18 protein-coding genes and 1 pseudogene are annotated in these 19,759 nt (G+C 58.8%); 14 read left to right on the top strand and 5 right to left on the bottom strand.

Features of this window, described 5'->3' with window-relative positions:
• Position 1 precedes the first annotated feature (1 nt).
• Genes LB453_RS10370 through hpxD form a run of 3 tightly spaced genes read right to left on the bottom strand, consistent with a single transcriptional unit; the run spans position 2 to position 2,619 of the window.
• Positions 2–568 (bottom strand): flavin reductase family protein, encoded by a 567-nt coding sequence (locus LB453_RS10370; RefSeq protein WP_199187324.1) that lies wholly within the window; start codon positions 566–568, stop codon positions 2–4.
• 41 nt (positions 569–609) lie between these two features.
• A complete protein-coding gene (locus LB453_RS10375) occupies positions 610–1,575 on the bottom strand; it encodes a PDR/VanB family oxidoreductase (RefSeq protein ID WP_103796153.1) in 966 nt (321 codons plus the stop codon).
• Positions 1,576–1,587: 12 nt separating this feature from the next.
• Entirely contained in the window at positions 1,588–2,619 is a 1,032-nt protein-coding gene (hpxD, locus tag LB453_RS10380) for a molybdenum cofactor-independent xanthine hydroxylase subunit HpxD (RefSeq protein WP_103796152.1), read from the bottom strand.
• 115 nt (positions 2,620–2,734) lie between these two features.
• Between hpxD and LB453_RS10385 the strand changes: the two genes are divergently transcribed.
• The 4 genes and pseudogenes from LB453_RS10385 to LB453_RS10400 all read left to right on the top strand — a co-directional run bounded on the left by LB453_RS10385 (position 2,735) and on the right by LB453_RS10400 (position 5,176).
• Complete coding sequence (locus tag LB453_RS10385; protein WP_103796151.1) at positions 2,735–3,646, top strand: LysR family transcriptional regulator; 912 nt, start codon at positions 2,735–2,737, stop codon at positions 3,644–3,646.
• Between the two features lie 162 nt (positions 3,647–3,808).
• Complete coding sequence (locus LB453_RS10390) at positions 3,809–4,369, top strand: NlpC/P60 family protein (protein ID WP_374044250.1); 561 nt, start codon at positions 3,809–3,811, stop codon at positions 4,367–4,369.
• A 95-nt stretch (positions 4,370–4,464) separates the two neighbouring features.
• Positions 4,465–4,766, top strand: a pseudogene (locus LB453_RS10395) (type II toxin-antitoxin system HigB family toxin).
• Complete coding sequence (locus LB453_RS10400; protein WP_103796150.1) at positions 4,763–5,176, top strand: type II toxin-antitoxin system HigA family antitoxin; 414 nt, start codon at positions 4,763–4,765, stop codon at positions 5,174–5,176. Before LB453_RS10395 ends, LB453_RS10400 begins: the two are co-directional and overlap by 4 nt.
• Before the next feature lie 40 nt (positions 5,177–5,216).
• On the opposite strand, the gene LB453_RS10405 is transcribed toward LB453_RS10400, so the two are convergent.
• Together LB453_RS10405 and pdxK are read right to left on the bottom strand one after the other, a co-directional pair.
• Positions 5,217–6,038 (bottom strand): substrate-binding domain-containing protein, encoded by an 822-nt coding sequence (locus LB453_RS10405; protein WP_103796149.1) that lies wholly within the window; start codon positions 6,036–6,038, stop codon positions 5,217–5,219.
• Between the two features lie 60 nt (positions 6,039–6,098).
• Positions 6,099–6,941: a pyridoxine/pyridoxal/pyridoxamine kinase gene (pdxK, locus tag LB453_RS10410; RefSeq protein ID WP_103796148.1), complete on the bottom strand. Its 843-nt coding sequence runs from the start codon at positions 6,939–6,941 to the stop codon at positions 6,099–6,101.
• 470 nt (positions 6,942–7,411) lie between these two features.
• Here pdxK and otsB point away from each other — a divergent pair, with 470 nt between their 5' ends.
• The 10 genes from otsB (at position 7,412) to LB453_RS10460 (ending at position 19,704) form a co-directional block, all read left to right on the top strand.
• On the top strand, positions 7,412–8,191 hold the full coding sequence (otsB, locus tag LB453_RS10415) for a trehalose-phosphatase (RefSeq protein WP_103796147.1): 780 nt from the start codon (positions 7,412–7,414) through the stop codon (positions 8,189–8,191).
• A gap of 5 nt (positions 8,192–8,196) precedes the next feature.
• Entirely contained in the window at positions 8,197–9,633 is a 1,437-nt protein-coding gene (gene otsA, locus LB453_RS10420; RefSeq protein WP_103796146.1) for an alpha,alpha-trehalose-phosphate synthase, read from the top strand.
• A 961-nt stretch (positions 9,634–10,594) separates the two neighbouring features.
• On the top strand, positions 10,595–10,945 hold the full coding sequence (gene flhD, locus LB453_RS10425) for a flagellar transcriptional regulator FlhD (protein ID WP_103796145.1): 351 nt from the start codon (positions 10,595–10,597) through the stop codon (positions 10,943–10,945).
• A complete protein-coding gene (gene flhC / locus LB453_RS10430) occupies positions 10,946–11,524 on the top strand; it encodes a flagellar transcriptional regulator FlhC (RefSeq protein WP_033749746.1) in 579 nt (192 codons plus the stop codon). It abuts the gene before it with no gap.
• A gap of 133 nt (positions 11,525–11,657) precedes the next feature.
• Positions 11,658–12,545 carry a flagellar motor stator protein MotA gene (gene motA, locus LB453_RS10435; protein ID WP_103796144.1) on the top strand — a complete coding sequence of 296 codons (888 nt, stop codon included), beginning with the start codon at positions 11,658–11,660 and terminating at the stop codon, positions 12,543–12,545.
• Positions 12,542–13,489, top strand: coding sequence for a flagellar motor protein MotB (gene motB, locus LB453_RS10440; protein WP_103796143.1), 948 nt, complete (start codon positions 12,542–12,544; stop codon positions 13,487–13,489). Before motA ends, motB begins: the two co-directional genes overlap by 4 nt.
• 10 nt (positions 13,490–13,499) lie before the next feature.
• On the top strand, positions 13,500–15,503 hold the full coding sequence (cheA, locus tag LB453_RS10445) for a chemotaxis protein CheA (RefSeq protein WP_199187323.1): 2,004 nt from the start codon (positions 13,500–13,502) through the stop codon (positions 15,501–15,503).
• Positions 15,504–15,525: 22 nt separating this feature from the next.
• Positions 15,526–16,023: a chemotaxis protein CheW gene (gene cheW / locus LB453_RS10450; protein WP_081142815.1), complete on the top strand. Its 498-nt coding sequence runs from the start codon at positions 15,526–15,528 to the stop codon at positions 16,021–16,023.
• Between the two features lie 157 nt (positions 16,024–16,180).
• The gene (locus tag LB453_RS10455; protein WP_103796141.1) at positions 16,181–17,854 is read left to right on the top strand and encodes a methyl-accepting chemotaxis protein; all 1,674 of its coding nucleotides are present in this window, start codon (positions 16,181–16,183) and stop codon (positions 17,852–17,854) included.
• 191 nt (positions 17,855–18,045) lie between these two features.
• Positions 18,046–19,704: a methyl-accepting chemotaxis protein gene (locus LB453_RS10460; protein WP_103796140.1), complete on the top strand. Its 1,659-nt coding sequence runs from the start codon at positions 18,046–18,048 to the stop codon at positions 19,702–19,704.
• Positions 19,705–19,759 lie beyond the last annotated feature (55 nt).

Here is a 19,759-nt window from a genome sequence, read left to right on the forward strand (position 1 = left end):
GCTAAATCAGCATCTCAGGTTTAAACTGGCCGCTGCGATCCAGCACGCGGTCGCCCATAATGGTAAAGCGGCCTTCGCCAGTGTAGTGCAGGGTCGGCGGGAATTCCGGCTCGTCGGCGACGTGGGCCTTTACAATCTCGAAGATAAACAGGTTGTAGTTATCCACCATCGAATCGTCATAGAGCTGGCACTCAAAGCTGGCGAAACACTCACTGATAAGCGGGGCGTTTACCACGCTGGCGGGTTCGGCGGTCAGGCCGAAGGCGTCGAACTTATCCAGCTTGTCGCCGTGGCTGTTGCCGATAGCGACCACTTTATCGATTAAATCCGCCGAGGGGACGTTAAGCACGCACTGGCCGCTGTCGCGGATCAGTGCATGGCTGTGGTTCATGCTGGAAATCATGCAGCCGACCAGCGACGGCGAGAATTCCAGCACCGTATGCCAGCCGAGCGTCATGATGTCGCTGTGCGTGTCGAACTGCGAACTGAGCAGCAGCACCGGGCCTGGCTCGAGATACTTGCGCGCCTTGCTGACCGGAAAGGCGGTTTTGTGCAGACGTTGACTCATGACATCTCCTTGTTTCGGGGCGATGTCTTTAAGTGTAGAAGCTACAGGTCGATCACCAGCGCTTTACTGCGGCTGCGCGAGCAGCAGAGCGCGATTTGTTGAAGCGGCGCAGACTTTTCCGTCTCCGTCTGTACGGTGTCGCGATGGTCCGGCTCCCCGGATACCACCGGCGTAAGGCAGGCGCCGCACAGCCCCATTTCGCAGGAGAGCGGCACCTCGACGCCGTTTTCCAGCAGCACGCGGGCGATGGTCTTATCCGCAGGCACCGGCCAGCTGGCGCCGGAAGAGGCCAGGGTAACGGTAAAGCACTCATCGTCACCCTGCGCCGGCGTCGGCGCGGCGGCGCTAAAGGCTTCCGTATGCAGCTGTTCCTCACGCCAGCCGAGCGCCTGCGCCCGCTGCTGCAGGTGCGTCATAAAGCCCTGCGGCCCGCAGAGGTAGAGATGCGTTCCCGGCTCAGGCGCACGCAGCGCCTCGGGCAGATGCTGGCGCGGGCTATGCCCCTCGGCGCTGCAGAGGATCTCGCCGTAGCCGTGGCGGAACGGCTGCAGCAGCTGGCGCGTCAGGGCGGCGTCCTGGCGCTGCTTCACATAGTAGTGCAGCGAGAAGGGCACCGCATCCGCCTCAAGCTGCGCCGCCATCGCCAGCAGCGGCGTCAAACCGATACCGGCGGCAATAAGCACCACGCGCTGCGCCGGCACCAGCGGAAAGAGGTTGCGCGGCGCGGAAATGGTCAGCTGCTGGCCGAGGCGCAGCTGCTGATGGATATAGCGCGAGCCGCCGCGCGAGTCGGCGGCCAGCCCGACGCAGATCAGATAGCGATCCTGGCGCAGCGGCGAGCCGGTAAGCGAATATTGCCGCATCAGGCCGTTGCCCAGCTGCAGGTCGATATGGGCGCCTGCCTCCCAGCGCGGCAGCGGCTGCCCGTCGTCGCGCACCAGGCTCAGCGCAACGGCGTGGCGTCCCTGACGCGACAGGCCATCAATGGTTACCGTAAAGGTTGTCATCTCATCTCCTCGCTAAACCAGGAAAAAGTCGCCGTAGCCCTGTTTTTTTAGGCCGCGGCGATAGGCGATCGAGCTGCGGTCGGCGGGAATATGTGCCTCCAGCGTCAGGTCGAGGGGCAGGCGCTCCGGCATCTGCGTCTCAACCATCAGCCGATCCTCTTCGAACACCCGGTGGTTGAAGGCGTGAACCTCCTCGACCGGAATATGCAGGTCAAAGTTGCGCGCGATGGGTGCGAACATGCGCGTTTTACGCGCCGAGACCGGCGAGGCGGCGTTCATAATGACCAGGCGCGCGGCGTCAGGGAAATGCACCGTCAGCGTGGCGGTAAAGGGCAGATGCATCTCAAAATGGCGCAGCCACTGGAAGCCCTCCGGCGCCTGCTGTTCGGCACCCGCCGCGAAGTTGGAAACCGAACTCCAGTAATCCACCGCAAAGCCATACTCGGTTTCGACCGGATTGTAGGGCGGCACCTCCTGGTTATCGGGATCGGCGAAGGTTTCGCTGTGTACCCAGGCGAAATGGGCGACGTCGAGAAAGCCCTCTACCTGACGCCCGGCAAAGCCGGCGACGTCGAAAGGAGGACAGACGATCTGCTGAAAACCGGCGTCTTGCCAGTGCGGCATCTGCGGCAGCGCGGCAGGATTGTCCGCGTCCGGCGCGAGACAGACCCACACCAGGCCAAAGCGCACCTCAACCGGAAAGCTAATAAGATTGAGTTTGGCGGGCACCGGCTGGTTGGGGCTGGAGGGAATACGGTTGCAGCGGCCATCCTCGCCGAAGCGCAGCCCGTGATAGGGGCAGATAATGCCGTGCTCGTCGTGAAAGCCGAGCGTCAGCGGCACGCCGCGGTGCGGGCAGACATCTCTGGCGGCGACGATCTGCTCATTAATTCGGTAGATCACCAGCTGCTCGTCAAGCAGCACCGCTTTCATCGGCGCGGGGCCTACGTCGCACAGGCGCGCCACCGGATGCCAGCAGCGCGCCAGCCGCAGCCAGTCGTCAGGTTCAAAGGTGCAATGAGCGGGAGGCGTAGGTTGTTTCATAGCGATTACCTGTCTGGGGCGCGAAAGAAGATAGCGACATTGTGGACAAAGAGGGGTGTAACGATCCATCATCGTTTTTTCAGCAAACTGTTGCATTAAACAGTACAGGTCACCCATGCTTCCTTTTTCACGGTTCTCTCACTACTTTCTGGAGCTGGCGCGCAGCGGCAGCCTGCGTAAGGCGGCGGAGCGGCTGCACGTCTCCGCCTCGGCGATTAACCGGCAGATTTTGCAGGCGGAGGAGGAGCTTGGCATGCGGCTGTTTGAGCGGCTGCCGGACGGTATGCGCCTGACCAGCGCCGGCGAGCTGCTGCTGGACGACCTGCGTCGCTGGCAGCGGGAGTACCAGCGCACCCGCCAGCGCTTCGATGAGATTCAGGGGCTGCGGCGCGGCCACGTCAGCCTCGGCCTGATCCAGGCGCTGAACGAAGGGGCGATTGCCGATGCGCTGTCGCAGATAGCGCAGGCGCACCCCTGGCTGCGGCTCGATCTCAGCGTCCACGACAGCGCGCAGATTGGCGAGCAGGTGCGGCTGGCGGAGCTGGACGCCGGACTGGTGCTGGATCCGCAGGCGCAGGCCGGACTGAGCGTCATGGCCTTCGCCGAGCTGCCAGTTGGCGTGGTGCTGCCCGCCGGGCACGCGCTCAGCGGGCGGGAGACGCTCTCTACCGGCCAGCTCAGCGCGGAGCGGCATATTATTCCCGGCGCGCCGCTGGTGGTGCATGAGCGGGTCGAGATGCTCTACCGGCGGCACAGCCTGCAGCCGGAGAACCTTATTACCTGTAACGATATTCGCCTGATTAAATCGCTTATCAAGCAGGGCAGCGGCATCAGCATTCTAAGCCTGCTCGACGTGATGGATGAGGTGGAGCGGGGCGCGCTCAGCTTCGTTCCGCTGCGCGATCCCAACGTGCGGCCATTAACCCTGGCATTATGCTGCGCACCTGCGCGACAGCTGTCACGCGCTGCACAGCAGGTGATCCAGCATCTTACCGGCGTTATCGAGTCGCTTAATGCGCCACGCTAGAGAGTAATATTTGTCTTAAAATCAGCATATAGCGCGCCACTACCGCACTTTTTGTAAATTAACGTAAAGCGAGCGCCAGCCTGGTTTAGCGGAAAGCGTAATTAGGCTATAAGTCCTCTACCGTGCCAACCTGCTCAGGCCTCACCCTACACGATGATGACTCTGCGACCTCTGCTGACGCTTGTGTTAGCTTCTGCTTTTCTGCTTGGCGGCTGCTCGCGCCATTCGACTGATACCTCCGCACAAAACGATACGCAGGTCATTGATGAGAGCCAGGGCGATCAGGGCGATCTGATTCCGGTCGTCGCCGCGCTGCACGATCAGATGCATACCTGGCACGGCACGCAATATCAGTGGGGCGGCACCGAGCTTTCCGGCGTCGACTGCTCAGGTTTTGTCTGGCGCACCCTGAAGGATCGTTTCAATCTGCCAATGGATCGCGTGACCACCACCGAACTGCTGAAGATGGGCAAACGCATCGCGCCGCGCGATCTGCAGCCGGGGGATCTGGTCTTTTTCCGCATTAAAGGCGGCATGCACGTCGGCTTCTATGATACCGATCGACACTTCTTCCACGCCTCGGTCAGCCAGGGCGTCGTGCGCTCCGAGCTGGACAATCCCTACTGGCAAAAAGTTTTCTATCAGGCGCGGCGGCTGCCGAAAGAGTACAACGCGCAGATCACCCTCAATAAAGGCAGCGGCATGACGCTGGCGCGTAAGTAAGCCCCTTCAGTTATCACACCGCTCTTATGTTTACCTGTTGGAAACATCACCGCACTGAGCTATGATGTTTCCAACATGGAAAGCGAGAGGGCAGGATGCATATTATCTCAAGAAAGCTATTCCTCGAGGCGGCGCTAAAGTTCCCAGCCTGTGCCGCTGCTTTGGATGCGACCTACAGAATGCTCAACGGCAGAGAGTTTGCCGATCCTGAAGCGTTACAATCCTTTTTCCTCTTCTCTTGACCGGATGAATTATCGGGCTAAATGGTGGGTAATCGATGTTGGCGGCAATCATTTAAGAGTGATGTTTTTTGCTGATTTCGTCTTTCATAAAGCATATCGTGACACATGCTGAGTATGACAGGCTGGTGAAGCATTATCGGGAGAACAAAGAATGATCGCAGAAGCCATCCAGGCAACCAACGATTTAGTCAGAATCGTACCTTTTTTGGGTGGAAGCCCCTCAAAAGCCGATTACGAGCAGGCACTGGAGCTGGTGGAATATCTGGTCGAACATGAGCCGAACAGCCCCTTAATCGACATGCTGGCCGATAAAGTGGCGAAATATGAAAACAGGCCTGAGTTTGCCGCTTTCAATACCCGCATTGCTAATCTTCCGGGCGGCGTTGCATTGCTGCGCGTGCTGATGGATCAACATGGGCTTAATCAGTCATCGTTTGTTGAGGAGATTGGCCAGCGTTCATATGTGAGCCGCATCCTGAATGGCGATCGTCAGCTGACCGATAAGCACAAAGCCGCGCTGGCAAAGCGCTTTAATCTGCCGTTCGAGGCTTTTCGCGACAGTTAATCGCCAGACAGCAAGCCCGCCTCACGGCGGGCTTTTTTTATCAGTGCCGAATGGCGCAGCCGCACTGGCCCATTTCGCCCAGTGCCGCCTTGCCCTGATGGGAGTGGCGCACCCGCAGTTCGCCGCGACGCCATGCGCCATCCTCCTGCGCGCGATTGAGCAGCAGCCGGTTTAGCGCCTCGGTTATCCGCAGCGCGTGCGGCTGCGCCCAGCTGGTCAGGTGCCAGGTCGAGGTGCCTGCCTCGTGGCAGTCGCCGAACCCTACGACGGCAACGTGCGCGCCCTGGCCAAAATCCCGCACCGCCTGCAGCGCACCGAACGCCAGCCGATCGCTATCGCAGAACAGCGCCTGAATGCGTTCCGAGGCGCGGGCGCGTTTCAGATAAGCGAGCATCGCCTGATAGCCGCTGTCGCGCTCATCGCCCGTGTCGCAAGCGATCAGCGAGTGGCCGAGGGGTTTATCCGCCGCCGCCAGAACGCTGCCAAAGCCATCAAGGCGCGCGGGATCGGCGCAGGAAGCGAGCTGCAGATAGCCGAAGCGCTGGTGGCCCTGCGCCAGCAGCAGCCGACCCATCTCTTCGCCGGCGGTAAAGCCGTCCTGATTAAGCGTATCCAGCGCAACCAGCGGAATCGGCCCGGCAGCGGCGCGAAAGGCGTCGCTAAAGCGTCCGGAAAGATGCAGCGCGGCGCTCAGCAGCGGCGCCAGCTGGCGCGCACGCTCCTCCGCGGCGGCGTCGATAAGCAGCGCCGCGCAGCCGCGCGCGTTAAGCTGCCGGTTAACCTCCTGCAGCAGCATTGCCGTCTGCGGATGGCTGAAATCATGGCTCAGCACGCCAATGGTTTTACAGGTGTTGTTATACATTCAGAAGACCCTGTTGAGGTGAGTAGAGGTCTCCTTACCATAAAGGAAGCGGCCCGCGTTTCACAGCGGCGCTGAGATCGCCAGCTGCAGTTCGCGCCTGCCCAGCGTGCGGGTCGCCAGCACCGACTGCTGGGCGAACAGGCTCGCCTGCTCAACCGCCAGGCTGAGAGGCACGCCGCGCAGCAGACGGGCAGTCAGCTCGGCGGTAAAGAGATCGCCGGTGCCTTTAGGCGGATTATCGTAGCGCGGATGCTCGGTAATAAAGGTCTCTTGCGCCGTCACGCAAAAGACCTGCATGCTGCGACGCGTGCTGTCGTGGGTGGCACTGGTGACCACGACCCATTCGGTCTGTGCGCCGAGCAGCGAGCGCGCGGCGTCGATGATCTCATCGTCGCTCTCCAGCGGCGCGTCGCACAGGCAGCTCAGCTCAAAGCGGTTCGGCGTCAGGCCGGTCGCCAGCGGCGCAAGATGTTGACGATAGTGCATTGCCAGCTGCGGATCGACGTAGAAGCCGCTGTCGTCATCCCCCAGCACCGGATCGATAATCACTGGCATCCGGGGATTTTTCTCACGCATCAGCCGCAGCCAGCGCGCCAGCGACGCCGCCTTATCGGTGGATTTCAGATAGCCCAGCACCACGGCGCGCGCGGCACCGTCCAGATTCCGCTCCGCCAGCGCGGTCAGGTAGCCCTCAAACCAGGGCTGCGGGATCTCGCCGCCGTAGCAGCTGGCATAGTGCGGCGTGTTGCTCAGCAGCACGGTCGGCACCGCCACAACCTGTAATCCGTGGCGACGCAGGGCGGGCACGGCGATGCTGTTACCTACGCTGCCGTAAACCACCTGAGATTGTATAGATATGACGTCGATGATTTCGCCGTCTGAGGCGTCAGATACCTGAAACACAGGGCGCTCCTTATTAGCACTTTCTCGCCAGTATACCCCCTGTGCAGCGCGATGCGATCGGCGGCGGCTCGCCGCGCCGCTTCCCTTAACTGCTGCAGCCCTTGCGGGACAAAGGATGGCGCAGAGGTAAGCGAAGCGTTAAAGGCAGAATAATCTGCTAAGAACAGTCAAATAATGGTGTGCCGACTGGCAAATTCGGCCGGGCCGTCTACACTTAATCGCGACGATGTTTTCAGTCAGGTTGATATGTCTGTGATGGTTTTAAAACGTAGTGGCGTTTTATCTGAGTTAACTTGCTGGTATCCGCAGTTTTTGCCCTGCACTTTACCCCGCGTTCAGCCGTTCCGGCTGCCGATCCCGCAGACGTTCATCCTCGCGAAAACATCCTGCAATGGCGCGTTGACGAGCCAGGCCTCTGACCTGACAAGCCGCGAACCGTACGCGCCCCAATCAACTACAGGAGAAGACACGTGACCCAAGCGGCGAATGAACATGCCTCGCTTCCTGCGCTAAGCGGCGGTCTTTATGCCTTCTTTTTTGACGTAGACGGCACGCTTGCCGCTATTCAACCGCAGCCTGACGCGGTCTTTATCCCGGAAAAGATCCGTCAGCAGCTGCAGCAGCTCACCTCCCTCTGCCACGGCGCGCTGGCGCTGGTATCGGGACGGCCAATTGCCCAGCTCGACGCGCTGGCCGCGCCGTTAATCGCGCCTGCCGCGGGCGTACACGGCGCAGAGCGGCGCGATGCGCAGGGCGAGCAGCACCTTATCAGCCTGGACCCCGACGTCGCCGAGGCGTTGCGGCAGCAGCTGCAAGAGGCGATGTCGCGCTGGCCAGGTACGCTACTGGAGGCCAAAGGCATGGCCTTTGCGCTGCATTACCGCCAGGCGATGCAGCATGAGCAGGATGTGCTCAATCTGGCCGAACAGGCCGTGAAACGCTTTCCGGCGCTGGCGCTTCAGCCGGGGAAATGCGTTGTGGAGATTAAACCGCAGGGAGTCGATAAAGGCGAAGCAGTACGCGCCTTTATGCGCGAAGCACCCTTTGCCGGTCGTATCCCGGTATTTGTCGGAGACGATCTGACGGATGAGAAAGGATTTATCGCTGTAAACGCCATGCAGGGCATTTCCGTGAAGATTGGACAAGGTTCCAGTCAGGCGCGCTATCGGCTGCCAGACGTCGAGGCGGTTTACGCGTGGCTGGAGCGATTACTATTACAAATAAAACAAGACAATGTCGGTAAGGAGTAAAGGTTATGAGTCGTTTAGTGGTCGTATCTAACCGAATCGCCATTCCTGATGGGAAAAAAGCCAGCGCAGGCGGCCTCGCCGTTGGTATTCTTGACGCGCTGAAAAGCACCGGCGGCCTGTGGTTTGGCTGGAACGGGGAAATCAGCGAATTTTCCGGAGAAGAGGAAGACGAACTGGTGCAGGTAGAGCATGACGGCATCTCCTACGCCGCGCTGCCGCTGAGCCAGAACGATTACGATCTGTATTACTGCCAGTTTTCCAATACCGTTATCTGGCCCGCGTTCCACTACCGCCTTGATCTGGTCCAGTTCCAGCGCGAAGCCTGGGAGGGCTACTGCAGCGTCAATGAGATGCTGGCGCAGCGCCTGAAGCCGCTGATCAAGCCGGACGACACCCTGTGGATCCACGATTATCATCTGCTGCCGTTTGCGGCCGCGCTGCGTAAGGCGGGCATCAATAACCGCATCGGCTTCTTCCTGCATATCCCGTTCCCGACGCCGGAAATTTTCAACGCGCTGCCGCCGCATAAAGAGCTGCTGGAGATGCTGTGCGAGTACGATCTGCTGGGCTTCCAGACCGAATCGGATCGCGTCGCCTTCCTCGACTGCCTCAGCCAGCTGACGCAGCTGCAGAACAAAGGCGAGAAAAAGCATCGCGCCTTTGGCAACACCTTTATGACCGAGGTCTATCCGATCGGCATCGAGCCGGACAGCATCAAAGAGATGGCCGAAGGCCCACTGCCGCCGAAAATGGCGGCGATGAAACGCGAACTGGGCGATGCGAAAAACATTATCGCCTGTGAGCGCCTCGACTACTCGAAAGGGCTGCCGGAGCGATTCCTGGCCTATGAAGCGCTGCTGGAGAACTTCCCTGAGCATCGCGGTAAAATCCGCTATTCGCAGATTGCGCCCACCTCGCGCGGGGATGTGCAAGCCTATCAGGATATTCGTCATCAGCTGGAAACCGAGGCTGGACGCATCAACGGCAAGTACGGCACGCTGGGCTGGACGCCGCTCTACTATCTCAACCAGCATTTCGACCGCCGTCTGCTGATGAAAATCTTCCGTCTGACCGATGTCGGGCTGGTGACGCCGCTGCGCGACGGTATGAACCTGGTGGCGAAAGAGTATATTGCTGCGCAGGACCCGGACGATCCGGGCGTGCTGGTGCTGTCACGCTTTGCCGGTGCCGCCAACGAGCTGACCTCGGCGCTGATCGTCAACCCGTACGATCGTGACGAAGTGGCGGCGGCGTTGAATAAGGCGCTGACCATGCCGCGCACCGAGCGTATTTCGCGCTACAACGATATGATGGCCGTGCTGCGCAAGCATGACATCACCCACTGGCGCGAGAGCTTCCTGAAGGATTTGTGGGCGATTCCGCCCCGCAGCGAAGATCACAGCACAGTAAATAAAGTGGCGACCTTCCCGAAACTCGCCTGATTATCACGGCGGCCTGCCTGTGCGGGCCGCCGTTTTTACGCCTTTCCGCCTTTGCTCGCCTCTCTCCAGTACCGCTAAAGCGTTGGGTTGTCGCTTGACAACACCATTTGCCGTTTTATGCATCAGTCGCTAAAAAAAACGCTTTTTTTCTGCACGCAGCTCTAAAGTCTGACGCTGAACTGCCGATAGTTGTGACTCATCAAAGTGTCAAATGTACTATTCATTCATATTCCTAATGTAACAGCCTGTTACATTCGCTTTCTTCTCACTTACACCCATTCTAAATCGTTAACGCTTCGTTGTTAAAACGCGACGAATATGCGCGATCGTCCTTTACGCTTCGCTTACTCACTCTAAAAAATATTTGCCCTAAGTAACTAATTTTTCAGTGGTTAACAGATCGCCGTTTCAGCATTTTGTGCTGGCTTATCGTGCCCCAGTAGCGCCTTATAGGGTGCTAAAGGGAATGTTAAAAATAATAGATCGATCGTAACACTTAGGGAAAGATACATCTGGTCCATAAGGGGAATAAGCACTTTGTTAGGACAAAATATTAATGAATCAGAGATAATTTGTGCAAAAAACAGACAATCCAAAAGCGTATCTGAAGGGTTAGCGAAAAAATTTGCCTTAAAAGTGTGACGCAGATCACACTTTATCTAAAATTTCGCCTCCCTGTCGTTGTATGTGCAAATCAGACGGGATAGATTTGCGTTGTTTTAGGAATAGTCTTAAAAGAATGTAAAAAGACGTCACGGAAGAGCGCAATAATTTAAAAAAGAATGGCCCTGGGGTTTTGACTAACACTGTAATTATGTCGTTCAGGACATGAGGCAGACTTCAGAGTACGTTTGGTTTTTGGCTGTAAATTTTTGCCATCTTTAGATTCAACAACCAGCAACCCGTAACGCAGAGGGTTTTTCTGCGATGCTCTTAAGTCGCGTCTGTCAGGATGGAAAAAATGGGTACATCTGATTTACTAAAACATATTTATGATATCAATCTGTCGTATTTACTGCTTGCACAGCGATTAATTAACCAGGAAAAAGCTTCTGCAATGTTTCGTCTTGGAATTGATGAAGAGATGGCTAACGCATTGTCGCAATTAACTCTGCCGGAAATGGTAAAGTTAGCGGAAACCAATCAGTTGGTTTGCCAGTTTCGCTTTAACGATCACGCCATTATTAATCGCCTGACGCAGGAATCTCGCGTGGATGATTTACAACAAATCCACACGGGAATTTTATTATCCAGCCGTTTACTGCGTAATGTTTCTAAAGAAGAGACGCCGGCGAAGAAGAGGGCGATGTAAATGTCGGAAAAGAGCATTGTTCAGGAAGCGCGTGATATTCAACTCGCGATGGAGTTAATTACGCTGGGCGCGCGTTTGCAAATGCTGGAAAGCGAAACCCAGTTAAGTCGCGGCCGTCTGATTAAACTTTATAAAGAGCTGCGCGGCAGCCCGCCGCCGAAGGGCATGCTGCCTTTTTCAACCGACTGGTTTATGACGTGGGAGCAGAATATCCACGCCTCTATGTTCTGCAACGCCTGGCAGTTTATGCTGAAAACCGGCATGGCGACCGGCGTTGACGCGGTAATCAAAGCTTACCGCCTCTATCTCGAACAGTGTCCGCAATCGGACGAGGGCCCGCTGTTGGCGCTGACGCGCGCATGGACCCTGGTGCGATTCGTTGAAAGTAATATGCTGGAACTGGCCGACTGCAAAAGCTGCAACGGCAGTTTTATTAACCATGCGCATCAGCCGGTTGGCAGCTTTGTCTGCAGCCTGTGCCAGCCGCCGTCACGCGCGGTAAAAAGACGTAAACTTTCTGCAGATTCTGCCGATACCTTTCCACAACTGCTGGATGAACAGGTTAAACACGCCGTTTAAGTTTGTTCGCATCGTGGAAAGTCATCCAGCAGCGGGTAACCCCCGCTGCTTTTTTTTTGCCCACGATTTGAATAGCGCCTGCGGCTCTCTGGCTTAACTTCCACCAACACGTTACGGACGTAAGGATGTTCTTGTGCTGATCTTATTGGGTTATATCATTGTTGTCGCATCCGTGTTGGGCGGATATGCGCTGGTGGGCGGTCATCTCGGTGCTCTTTATCAGCCTTCCGAGCTGTTAATTATCGGCGGTGCCGCTCTTGGCGCTTTTTTCGTCGGCAACAACGGTAAGTCGATTAAAAAGACGTTAAAAGCGCTGCCGAAGCTGATGCGCGGCTCAAAATATAATAAAGCCCTCTATATGGATTTGATGGCGCTGCTCTATCGCCTGATGGCCAAATCACGCCAGCAGGGCATGCTGTCGCTGGAACGCGATATTGAAGATCCCACGCAGAGCGAAATTTTTGCTAATTATCCGCGTATTCTCGCCGATAAACAGCTTGTGGATTTTATTACCGATTATTTGCGTCTGATGGTCAGCGGCAACATGAACGCCTTTGAGATTGAGGCGCTGATGGATGAAGAGATCGAGACCTACGAACATGAATGCGAAGTGCCAGCGCAGAGCTTATCTGCCGTCGGCGACGGCCTGCCTGCTTTCGGCATCGTGGCGGCGGTAATGGGCGTGGTACACGCGCTGGCATCGGCCGATCGTCCTGCCGCCGAGCTGGGCGCGCTGGTGGCGCACGCGATGGTGGGGACCTTCCTTGGCATTCTGCTGGCCTACGGCTTTATTTCGCCGCTGGCGTCGGTGCTGCGTCAGAAGTGCGCTGAAACCACCAAGATGATGCAGTGCATCAAGGTAACGCTGCTCTCCAGCCTGAACGGCTATGCGCCGCAGATTGCGGTGGAGTTTGGCCGTAAGACGCTTTACTCCACCGAGCGCCCGTCGTTCAGCGAACTGGAGGAGCACGTACGTAACGCGAAGAATCCGGCGAAACAGACCTCGGACGAAAATGCATGAAGAACAGTAACCGGCCCATCATCGTCGTCAAAAAGCGCAAGCATAAAGGACACGAGGGCGGCCATGGCTCCTGGAAGATCGCCTATGCCGACTTTATGACGGCGATGATGGCCTTCTTTATGGTGATGTGGCTGATCTCTATCTCCAGCCCGCAGGAGCTGGTGCAGATCGCCGAATATTTTAAAACGCCGCTGAAGGTAGCGATGACCGGCGGCAAGCGCAGCAGCGACAGCGAAAGCCCGATCCCCGGCGGTGGCGACGATGCGACGCGCATCAAGGGAGAGGTGAAGAAAGTCGTCGATATGGATGCGCAGAAGCGCAAGCTGGACGATATTCGCCTCAATCGCCTGCGCGAAAAGCTGGACCAGCTGATTGAGGCGGATCCGCGTCTGAAGGCGCTGCGTCCGCACCTGATTATTAATATGGTGGAAGAGGGGCTGCGCATTCAGATTATCGACAGCCAGAACCGGCCGATGTTTAAGACCGGCAGCGCCGAGGTCGAACCCTATATGCGCGACATCCTGCGCGGCATTGCGCCGCTGCTTAACAATATTCCGAACCGCATCAGCCTGGCGGGCCATACCGACGACTTTCAGTACGCGAATGGCGATCGCGGCTACAGCAACTGGGAGCTTTCCGCCGATCGCGCCAACGCCTCGCGTCGCGAGCTGGTGATGGGCGGGCTCGACGGCGGCAAAGTACTGCGCGTGGTCGGCATGGCCGACACCATGAAACTGAAAAATCGCGTCGGCAACGACGCGGTTAACCGCCGCATTAGCCTGCTGGTGTTGAACCATGACACCGAAGCGGCGATTGAAAAAGAGAACGCCGAGAGCGACGCCGTCCAGGTGAGCGATCCGGCGGCAATAGAAAAGATTACCGCGCCGCCTGTGCCGCAAAGCAGCAGCCCGGTAACCACAACAGCCCCCTCACAGCCGAGGTGACCCCGTGAGCATGGACATCAGCGATTTTTACCAGACGTTTTTCGATGAGGCCGATGAGCTGTTAGCCGATATGGAGCAGCATCTGCTGGGACTCGATCCCCAGGAGCCGGACTCCGAGCAGCTAAATGCCATCTTCCGCGCCGCCCACTCGATAAAAGGCGGAGCCGGAACCTTTGGTTTTACGGTTTTGCAGGAAACAACCCACATTCTGGAAAATATTCTGGATGGTGCTCGTCGCGGCGAGATGCAGCTCAGCACCGACATCATCAACCTGTTTTTGGAAACCAAAGATATTATGCAGGAACAGCTCGATGCCTATAAAACCGCGCAGGAGCCGAACGCGGAAAGCTTTAACTACATCTGCGAAGCGCTGCGCCAGCTGGCGTTAGAGGCGAAAGGCCTGCCGGTCGCCGCGCCGGTCGCCGCCGCCGTGCCGGCGGAGCCTGCCGTGCAGAGCGCACCGGCCGCCAGCAGTGGCCTGCGCGTGAAGCTGGTTGACCTGAAAGAGAAAGAGGTCGATCTGATGCTGGAGGAGCTGGGCAATCTCGGCGGCCTGAGCAACGTGGTTAAAGGCCCTAATTTCCTTGAGGCGAGCATCGACGGCGTCAGCAAAGACGATATCGTGGCGGTGCTCTGCTTTGTGATTGAAGAGGCGCAGATCCGCTTCCCGGAGGCTGACGCAGAAAGCGCGCCTGCTGTTGCAGCCGCCCCGGTCGCCGAAGCGGCGCCGGTCGTCGAGGCCGCGGCGGTGCAGAGCGCCAGCGTCAGCGAACTGCCGGTGGCGAAGCGCGAAGCCAAACGCGCCGCTGCGCCCGCTAAAAGCAGCGAATCAAGCAGCATCCGCGTTGCGGTAGAGAAGGTCGATCAGCTGATCAACCTGGTCGGCGAGCTGGTGATCACCCAGTCGATGCTGGCGCAGCGTTCGGGCGAACTCGACCCGGTGGCGCACGGTGACCTGCTGAACAGCATGGGTCAGCTGGAGCGCAACGCGCGCGACCTGCAGGAGTCGGTGATGTCGATTCGTATGATGCCGATGGAGTATGTCTTTAGCCGCTTCCCGCGCCTGGTGCGCGACCTGGCGAGCAAGCTGGGCAAAGAGGTGGAGCTGACGCTGCTCGGCAGCTCTACCGAACTCGACAAGAGCCTGATCGAACGCATTATCGATCCGTTAACGCATCTGGTACGTAACAGCCTGGATCACGGCATCGAATCGCCGGAAAAACGCCTGGCAGCAGGCAAGGTTGCCACCGGCAACCTGACGCTGTCGGCGGAACACCAGGGCGGCAATATCTGTATTGAAGTCTCTGACGACGGCGCTGGCCTGAACCGCGAGCGCATCCTCGCCAAAGCGCTCTCCTCTGGCCTGCCGGTCAGCGAAAACATGAGCGACGAAGAGGTCGGCATGCTGATCTTCGCACCGGGCTTCTCTACCGCCGAGCAGGTAACCGACGTATCGGGACGCGGCGTCGGCATGGATGTGGTCAAGCGAAACATTCAGGAGATGGGCGGCCACGTAGAGATCGCCTCGAAGCAGGGCAAAGGCACCACCATCCGTATCCTGCTGCCGCTGACGCTGGCTATCCTCGACGGCATGTCAGTACGCGTAGCGGACGAAGTCTTTATCCTGCCGCTCAACGCGGTAATGGAGTCCCTGCAGCCGCGCAGCGAAGAGCTGAAGCCGCTGGCGGGTGGCGAATGCGTGCTGGAAGTGCGCGGCGAATACCTGCCGCTGGTCGAGCTGTGGAATGTGTTTGACGTGCAGGGCGCGAAAACCGAGGCGACGCAGGGCATCGTGGTGATCCTGCAGAGCGCGGGCAAACGCTACGCGCTGCTGGTCGATCAGCTTATTGGCCAGCATCAGGTGGTAGTGAAAAACCTCGAGAGCAACTATCGCAAGGTGCCTGGCATCTCCGCCGCCACCATCCTCGGCGACGGCAGCGTCGCGCTGATCGTTGACGTGTCGGCGCTGCAATCGCTCAACCGTGAAAAACGTGTGGCCGGCGCGGCCGCCTGACTGATAACAAAAGGGTAGAAACATGACTGGAATGGCAACCGTGACCAAAATCGCCGGCGAAACCGTCGGCCAGGAGTTCCTGGTATTTACGCTGGGAGACGAAGAGTACGGTATCGATATTCTTAAGGTGCAGGAGATCCGCGGCTACGATCAGGTGACGCGCATCGCCAACACGCCTGAGTTTATTAAGGGCGTTACCAATCTGCGCGGCGTTATCGTGCCGATTATCGATCTGCGCGTGAAGTTCTCACAGCCGGACGTCGAGTATAACGACAACACCGTGGTGATCGTGCTGAACCTGGAGCATCGCGTGGTTGGTATCGTGGTGGACGGCGTTTCTGACGTGCTGTCGCTGACGCAGGATCAGATCCGTCCGGCGCCGGAATTCGCCGTCACCATGTCGACCGAATATCTGACCGGTCTCGGCGCGCTCGGCGAGCGTATGCTGATTCTGGTGGATATCGAGAAGCTGCTGAGCAGCGAAGAGATGGCGCTGATGGATACGCTGCGCAGCGCGTAAGCCGCTTTTTTCACGAGCCGGCATAAATCCCGGCTCGTGACTATTTCCTTTTAAAATCAAAAAGAAACCCCTTTTAATTCTCCTGCCTTGCTCTAAATATATCCAGCGCGCGGTCGATACCTGTACTGCTTGATCTTCTACTTTTCCAGGGCCTCCTATGTTAACCAAAATTCGTGTCGTCACCAGCTTGCTGCTGGTGTTACTGATGTTCGGCCTGTTCCAGGCCTTCTCCGGGGCGGTGTTTTTCTCTGCCCTGAGCGACGATAAAACCAGCTTTAACGTCTCCCAGCTCGCCGGTAAGAATCTGCAGGCGCTTAACGATGCCTATATGAGTCTGAACCAGAGCCGCGTGGTGCTGACGCGTATCCAGCTGCGTATCGCCACCAGCAAGCTGGATGGTAAGACGCCGGATATTGCAACGCTGTTCACCGACAGCGAGCAGTTCCAGAAAACAGCGGCCACCAACTTCGAGCTGTTTAAAGCCACCCCGGACACCCCTGGGCAAGACGCAGCGCTGAATGAGCGTCTGATGAATGCCTACGGCACCTATGCTGCGGCGCTGGCACAGCTGCACACTGCGCTACTGGGCAACAATCTCGACGAAGCGGGCAAAGCGCCGGTGGCGCCGAGCCAGAGTGCCTTCCTGAAAGTCTATACCGAGTGGCGCGCTAATCAGGCGCATCTGACCGAGCTGGGCGTGGAGAAAAACGCTAACGCCTATACGCGCATGATCTGGATCCTCGGAACCATTATGGTGCTGGTGGTGCTGGCTATCGCGCTCTGCTGGGTCGGCCTGCGTCGCGTGCTGATCAACCCGCTCAACGCCAGCATCACGCACATCCAGCAGATTGCGCAGGGTGACCTGACGCAGCGCATCCAGGTGGAAGGGCGTAACGAAATGAGCCAGCTGGCCGCCAGCCTGCATGAGATGCAGCAGGCGCTGGTCAGCACCGTCAGCAACGTGCGCGACGGCTCCGACGCCATCTTTACCGGCGCCAGCGAAATCTCTGCGGGCAACAACGATCTCTCCGCCCGCACCGAAGAGCAGGCGGCGTCGCTGGAGCAGACCGCCGCCAGCATGGAGCAGCTGACTGCCACCGTGAAGCAGAACGCCGAAAACGCCCGTCAGGCGTCGCAGCTGGCGCTGAGCGCCTCGGAAACCGCGCAGAAGGGCGGCAGCGTGGTGGATGGCGTGGTGAAAACCATGAGCGAGATTGCCGGCAGCTCGAAGAAGATCGCCGATATCACCAGCGTCATCGACGGCATCGCCTTCCAGACCAACATTCTGGCGCTTAACGCGGCGGTGGAAGCGGCGCGCGCCGGCGAGCAGGGGCGCGGCTTCGCCGTGGTAGCGGGCGAGGTGCGCAGCCTGGCGCAGCGCAGCGCCAACGCGGCAAAAGAGATTAAATCGCTGATCGAAGATTCGGTGAACCGCGTTAATACCGGCTCGCAGCTGGTGGGCACCGCGGGCGAGACCATGAGCGATATCGTCAATGCAGTCACGCGCGTCACCGACATTATGGGCGAAATCGCCTCGGCGTCGGACGAGCAGAGCCGCGGCATCGACCAGGTGGGTCAGGCGGTAACGGAGATGGATCGCGTTACCCAGCAGAACGCCTCGCTGGTGGAGGAGTCTGCGGCGGCGGCCGCCTCGCTGGAGTCACAGGCGAGTCGCCTGAGCCAGTCGGTAGCGGTCTTCAGGATCCCGCGCGCGGCAGCGGGCGGCACCCGACACGTCCAGATTGCGGCACCTGCCGTCAGCACGGCCTCTGTCGCGCCGCGTAAAGCGCTGGCCGCCCCCGGCAGCGACGCCAACTGGGAAACATTCTGATTTGGCTTGCCGCCAGCACACCCTTTAACAGGCCGGGCATCCGCCCGGCCTGTTATTTTCTCTGCACTATTCAGCAACAAACCGCACTTTTAATAACTACATAACTGTAAAAACCGTTAAACAGGCTCAAATCTGGCGGTCGCACGCCGATAGAGAGCCTGAACGTTTATTTATGACTCTCGGGAAAATATATGTTGAAACGAATCAAAGTGGTGACCAGCCTGATCGCCGTGCTGGCTATCTTTAGCCTGCTGCAGCTGACGTCGGGCGGACTGTTCTGGTCCGCCCTTCAGAAAGATAAAGACGCCTTCGCACTGGCGCAGGTCTCCACCGGCAACGTAACGGCGATGACTGACGCCTGGATCGCGCTGAACCAGACGCGCATTACCCTGAACCGCGCCATGCTGCGGCTGCAGAGCACGACGGCGACGCAGATGAACGGCGGCCCGTTAGATGACCTGGTGAAGCAGACCGAGCAGCAGTTGGCGCAGGCCGACCGTCACTTCAAGATCTATTACGATCTTCCTTCAACGCCGGGCCTTGATACCGCGCTGCGTGACCGTCTTGAAGCCGAGTACGCCCGCTATCACGACGGTCTGGCTGGTATGCTGGAACGTCTGAAGGCGCGCGATCTGCAGGGAATGTTCCGCCTGAATATTGAGCAGGCCCAGAACAGCATGCAGGACGCCTACGGCGAATGGCGTGCGAAGCAGACCATGCTCGCCGCGCAGGGCGCAGAGCAGAATCAGCGCGCCTTTACGCAGATGATGTGGCTGCTGGCGGCGATAGCGCTGCTGGTGATCGCCGTGGTGACCGCCTGCTGGTTCGGCCTGCGTCATGTGCTGATCCAGCCGCTGCGCCTGCTGCTGACCCACATTCGCGCCATTGCGGCGGGCGATCTTACCCAGCCGATTGTGGTGGAAGGACGCAATGAGATGAGCCAGCTGGCAAACGGCCTGCATGAGATGCAGCAGGCGCTGGTCAGCACCGTCAGCAACGTGCGCGACGGCTCCGACGCCATTCTGAGCGGGGCCAGTGAAATTGCCGCGGGCAACAACGATCTCTCCGCCCGCACTGAAGAGCAGGCGGCGTCGCTGGAGCAGACCGCGGCCAGCATGGAGCAGCTGACTGCCACCGTGAAGCAGAACGCCGAAAACGCCCGTCAGGCGTCGCAGCTGGCGCTGAGCGCCTCGGAAACCGCCCGCAAAGGCGGCGACGTGGTGGATGGCGTGGTGAAGACCATGAGCGACATCGCCGGCAGCTCGAAGAAGATCGCTGACATTACCGGCGTTATCGACGGCATCGCTTTCCAGACCAATATCCTGGCGCTTAACGCGGCGGTGGAAGCGGCGCGCGCTGGGGAACAGGGCCGCGGCTTTGCCGTGGTGGCGGGCGAGGTGCGCAGCCTGGCACAACGCAGCGCGCAGGCGGCGAAAGAGATTAAATCGCTGATTGAGGATTCGGTAAATCGCGTTAATGCCGGCTCGCAGCTGGTGGGCACCGCGGGCGAGACCATGAGCGAGATCGTCGGCGCGGTAACGCGCGTGACCGACATTATGGGCGAAATCGCCTCGGCGTCGGACGAGCAGAGCCGCGGCATCGACCAGGTGGGTCAGGCGGTGACGGAGATGGATCGCGTTACCCAGCAGAACGCCTCGCTGGTGGAGGAGTCCGCCTCGGCGGCCGCCTCGCTGGAAGATCAGGCGAGCCGTCTGAGCCAGTCAGTCGCGGTATTTAACATCCCTCGCGCCGCGCAGGCGGTTCGCGCGACGGGGCGCGCGGTGCCGGTTGCGCCGGTACGCAAGGCGCTGGCCGCGCCCGTAAGCGGTGATAACTGGGAAACCTTTTAACCCGTAATGCATTGCCCGCAGGGAAGCGGGCCTGTTCTGTTCGCCACGCCCGCAC

Source organism: Pantoea agglomerans, assembly GCF_020149765.1.
In the GTDB taxonomy this organism is placed as follows: Bacteria; Pseudomonadota; Gammaproteobacteria; order Enterobacterales; family Enterobacteriaceae; genus Pantoea; species Pantoea alvi.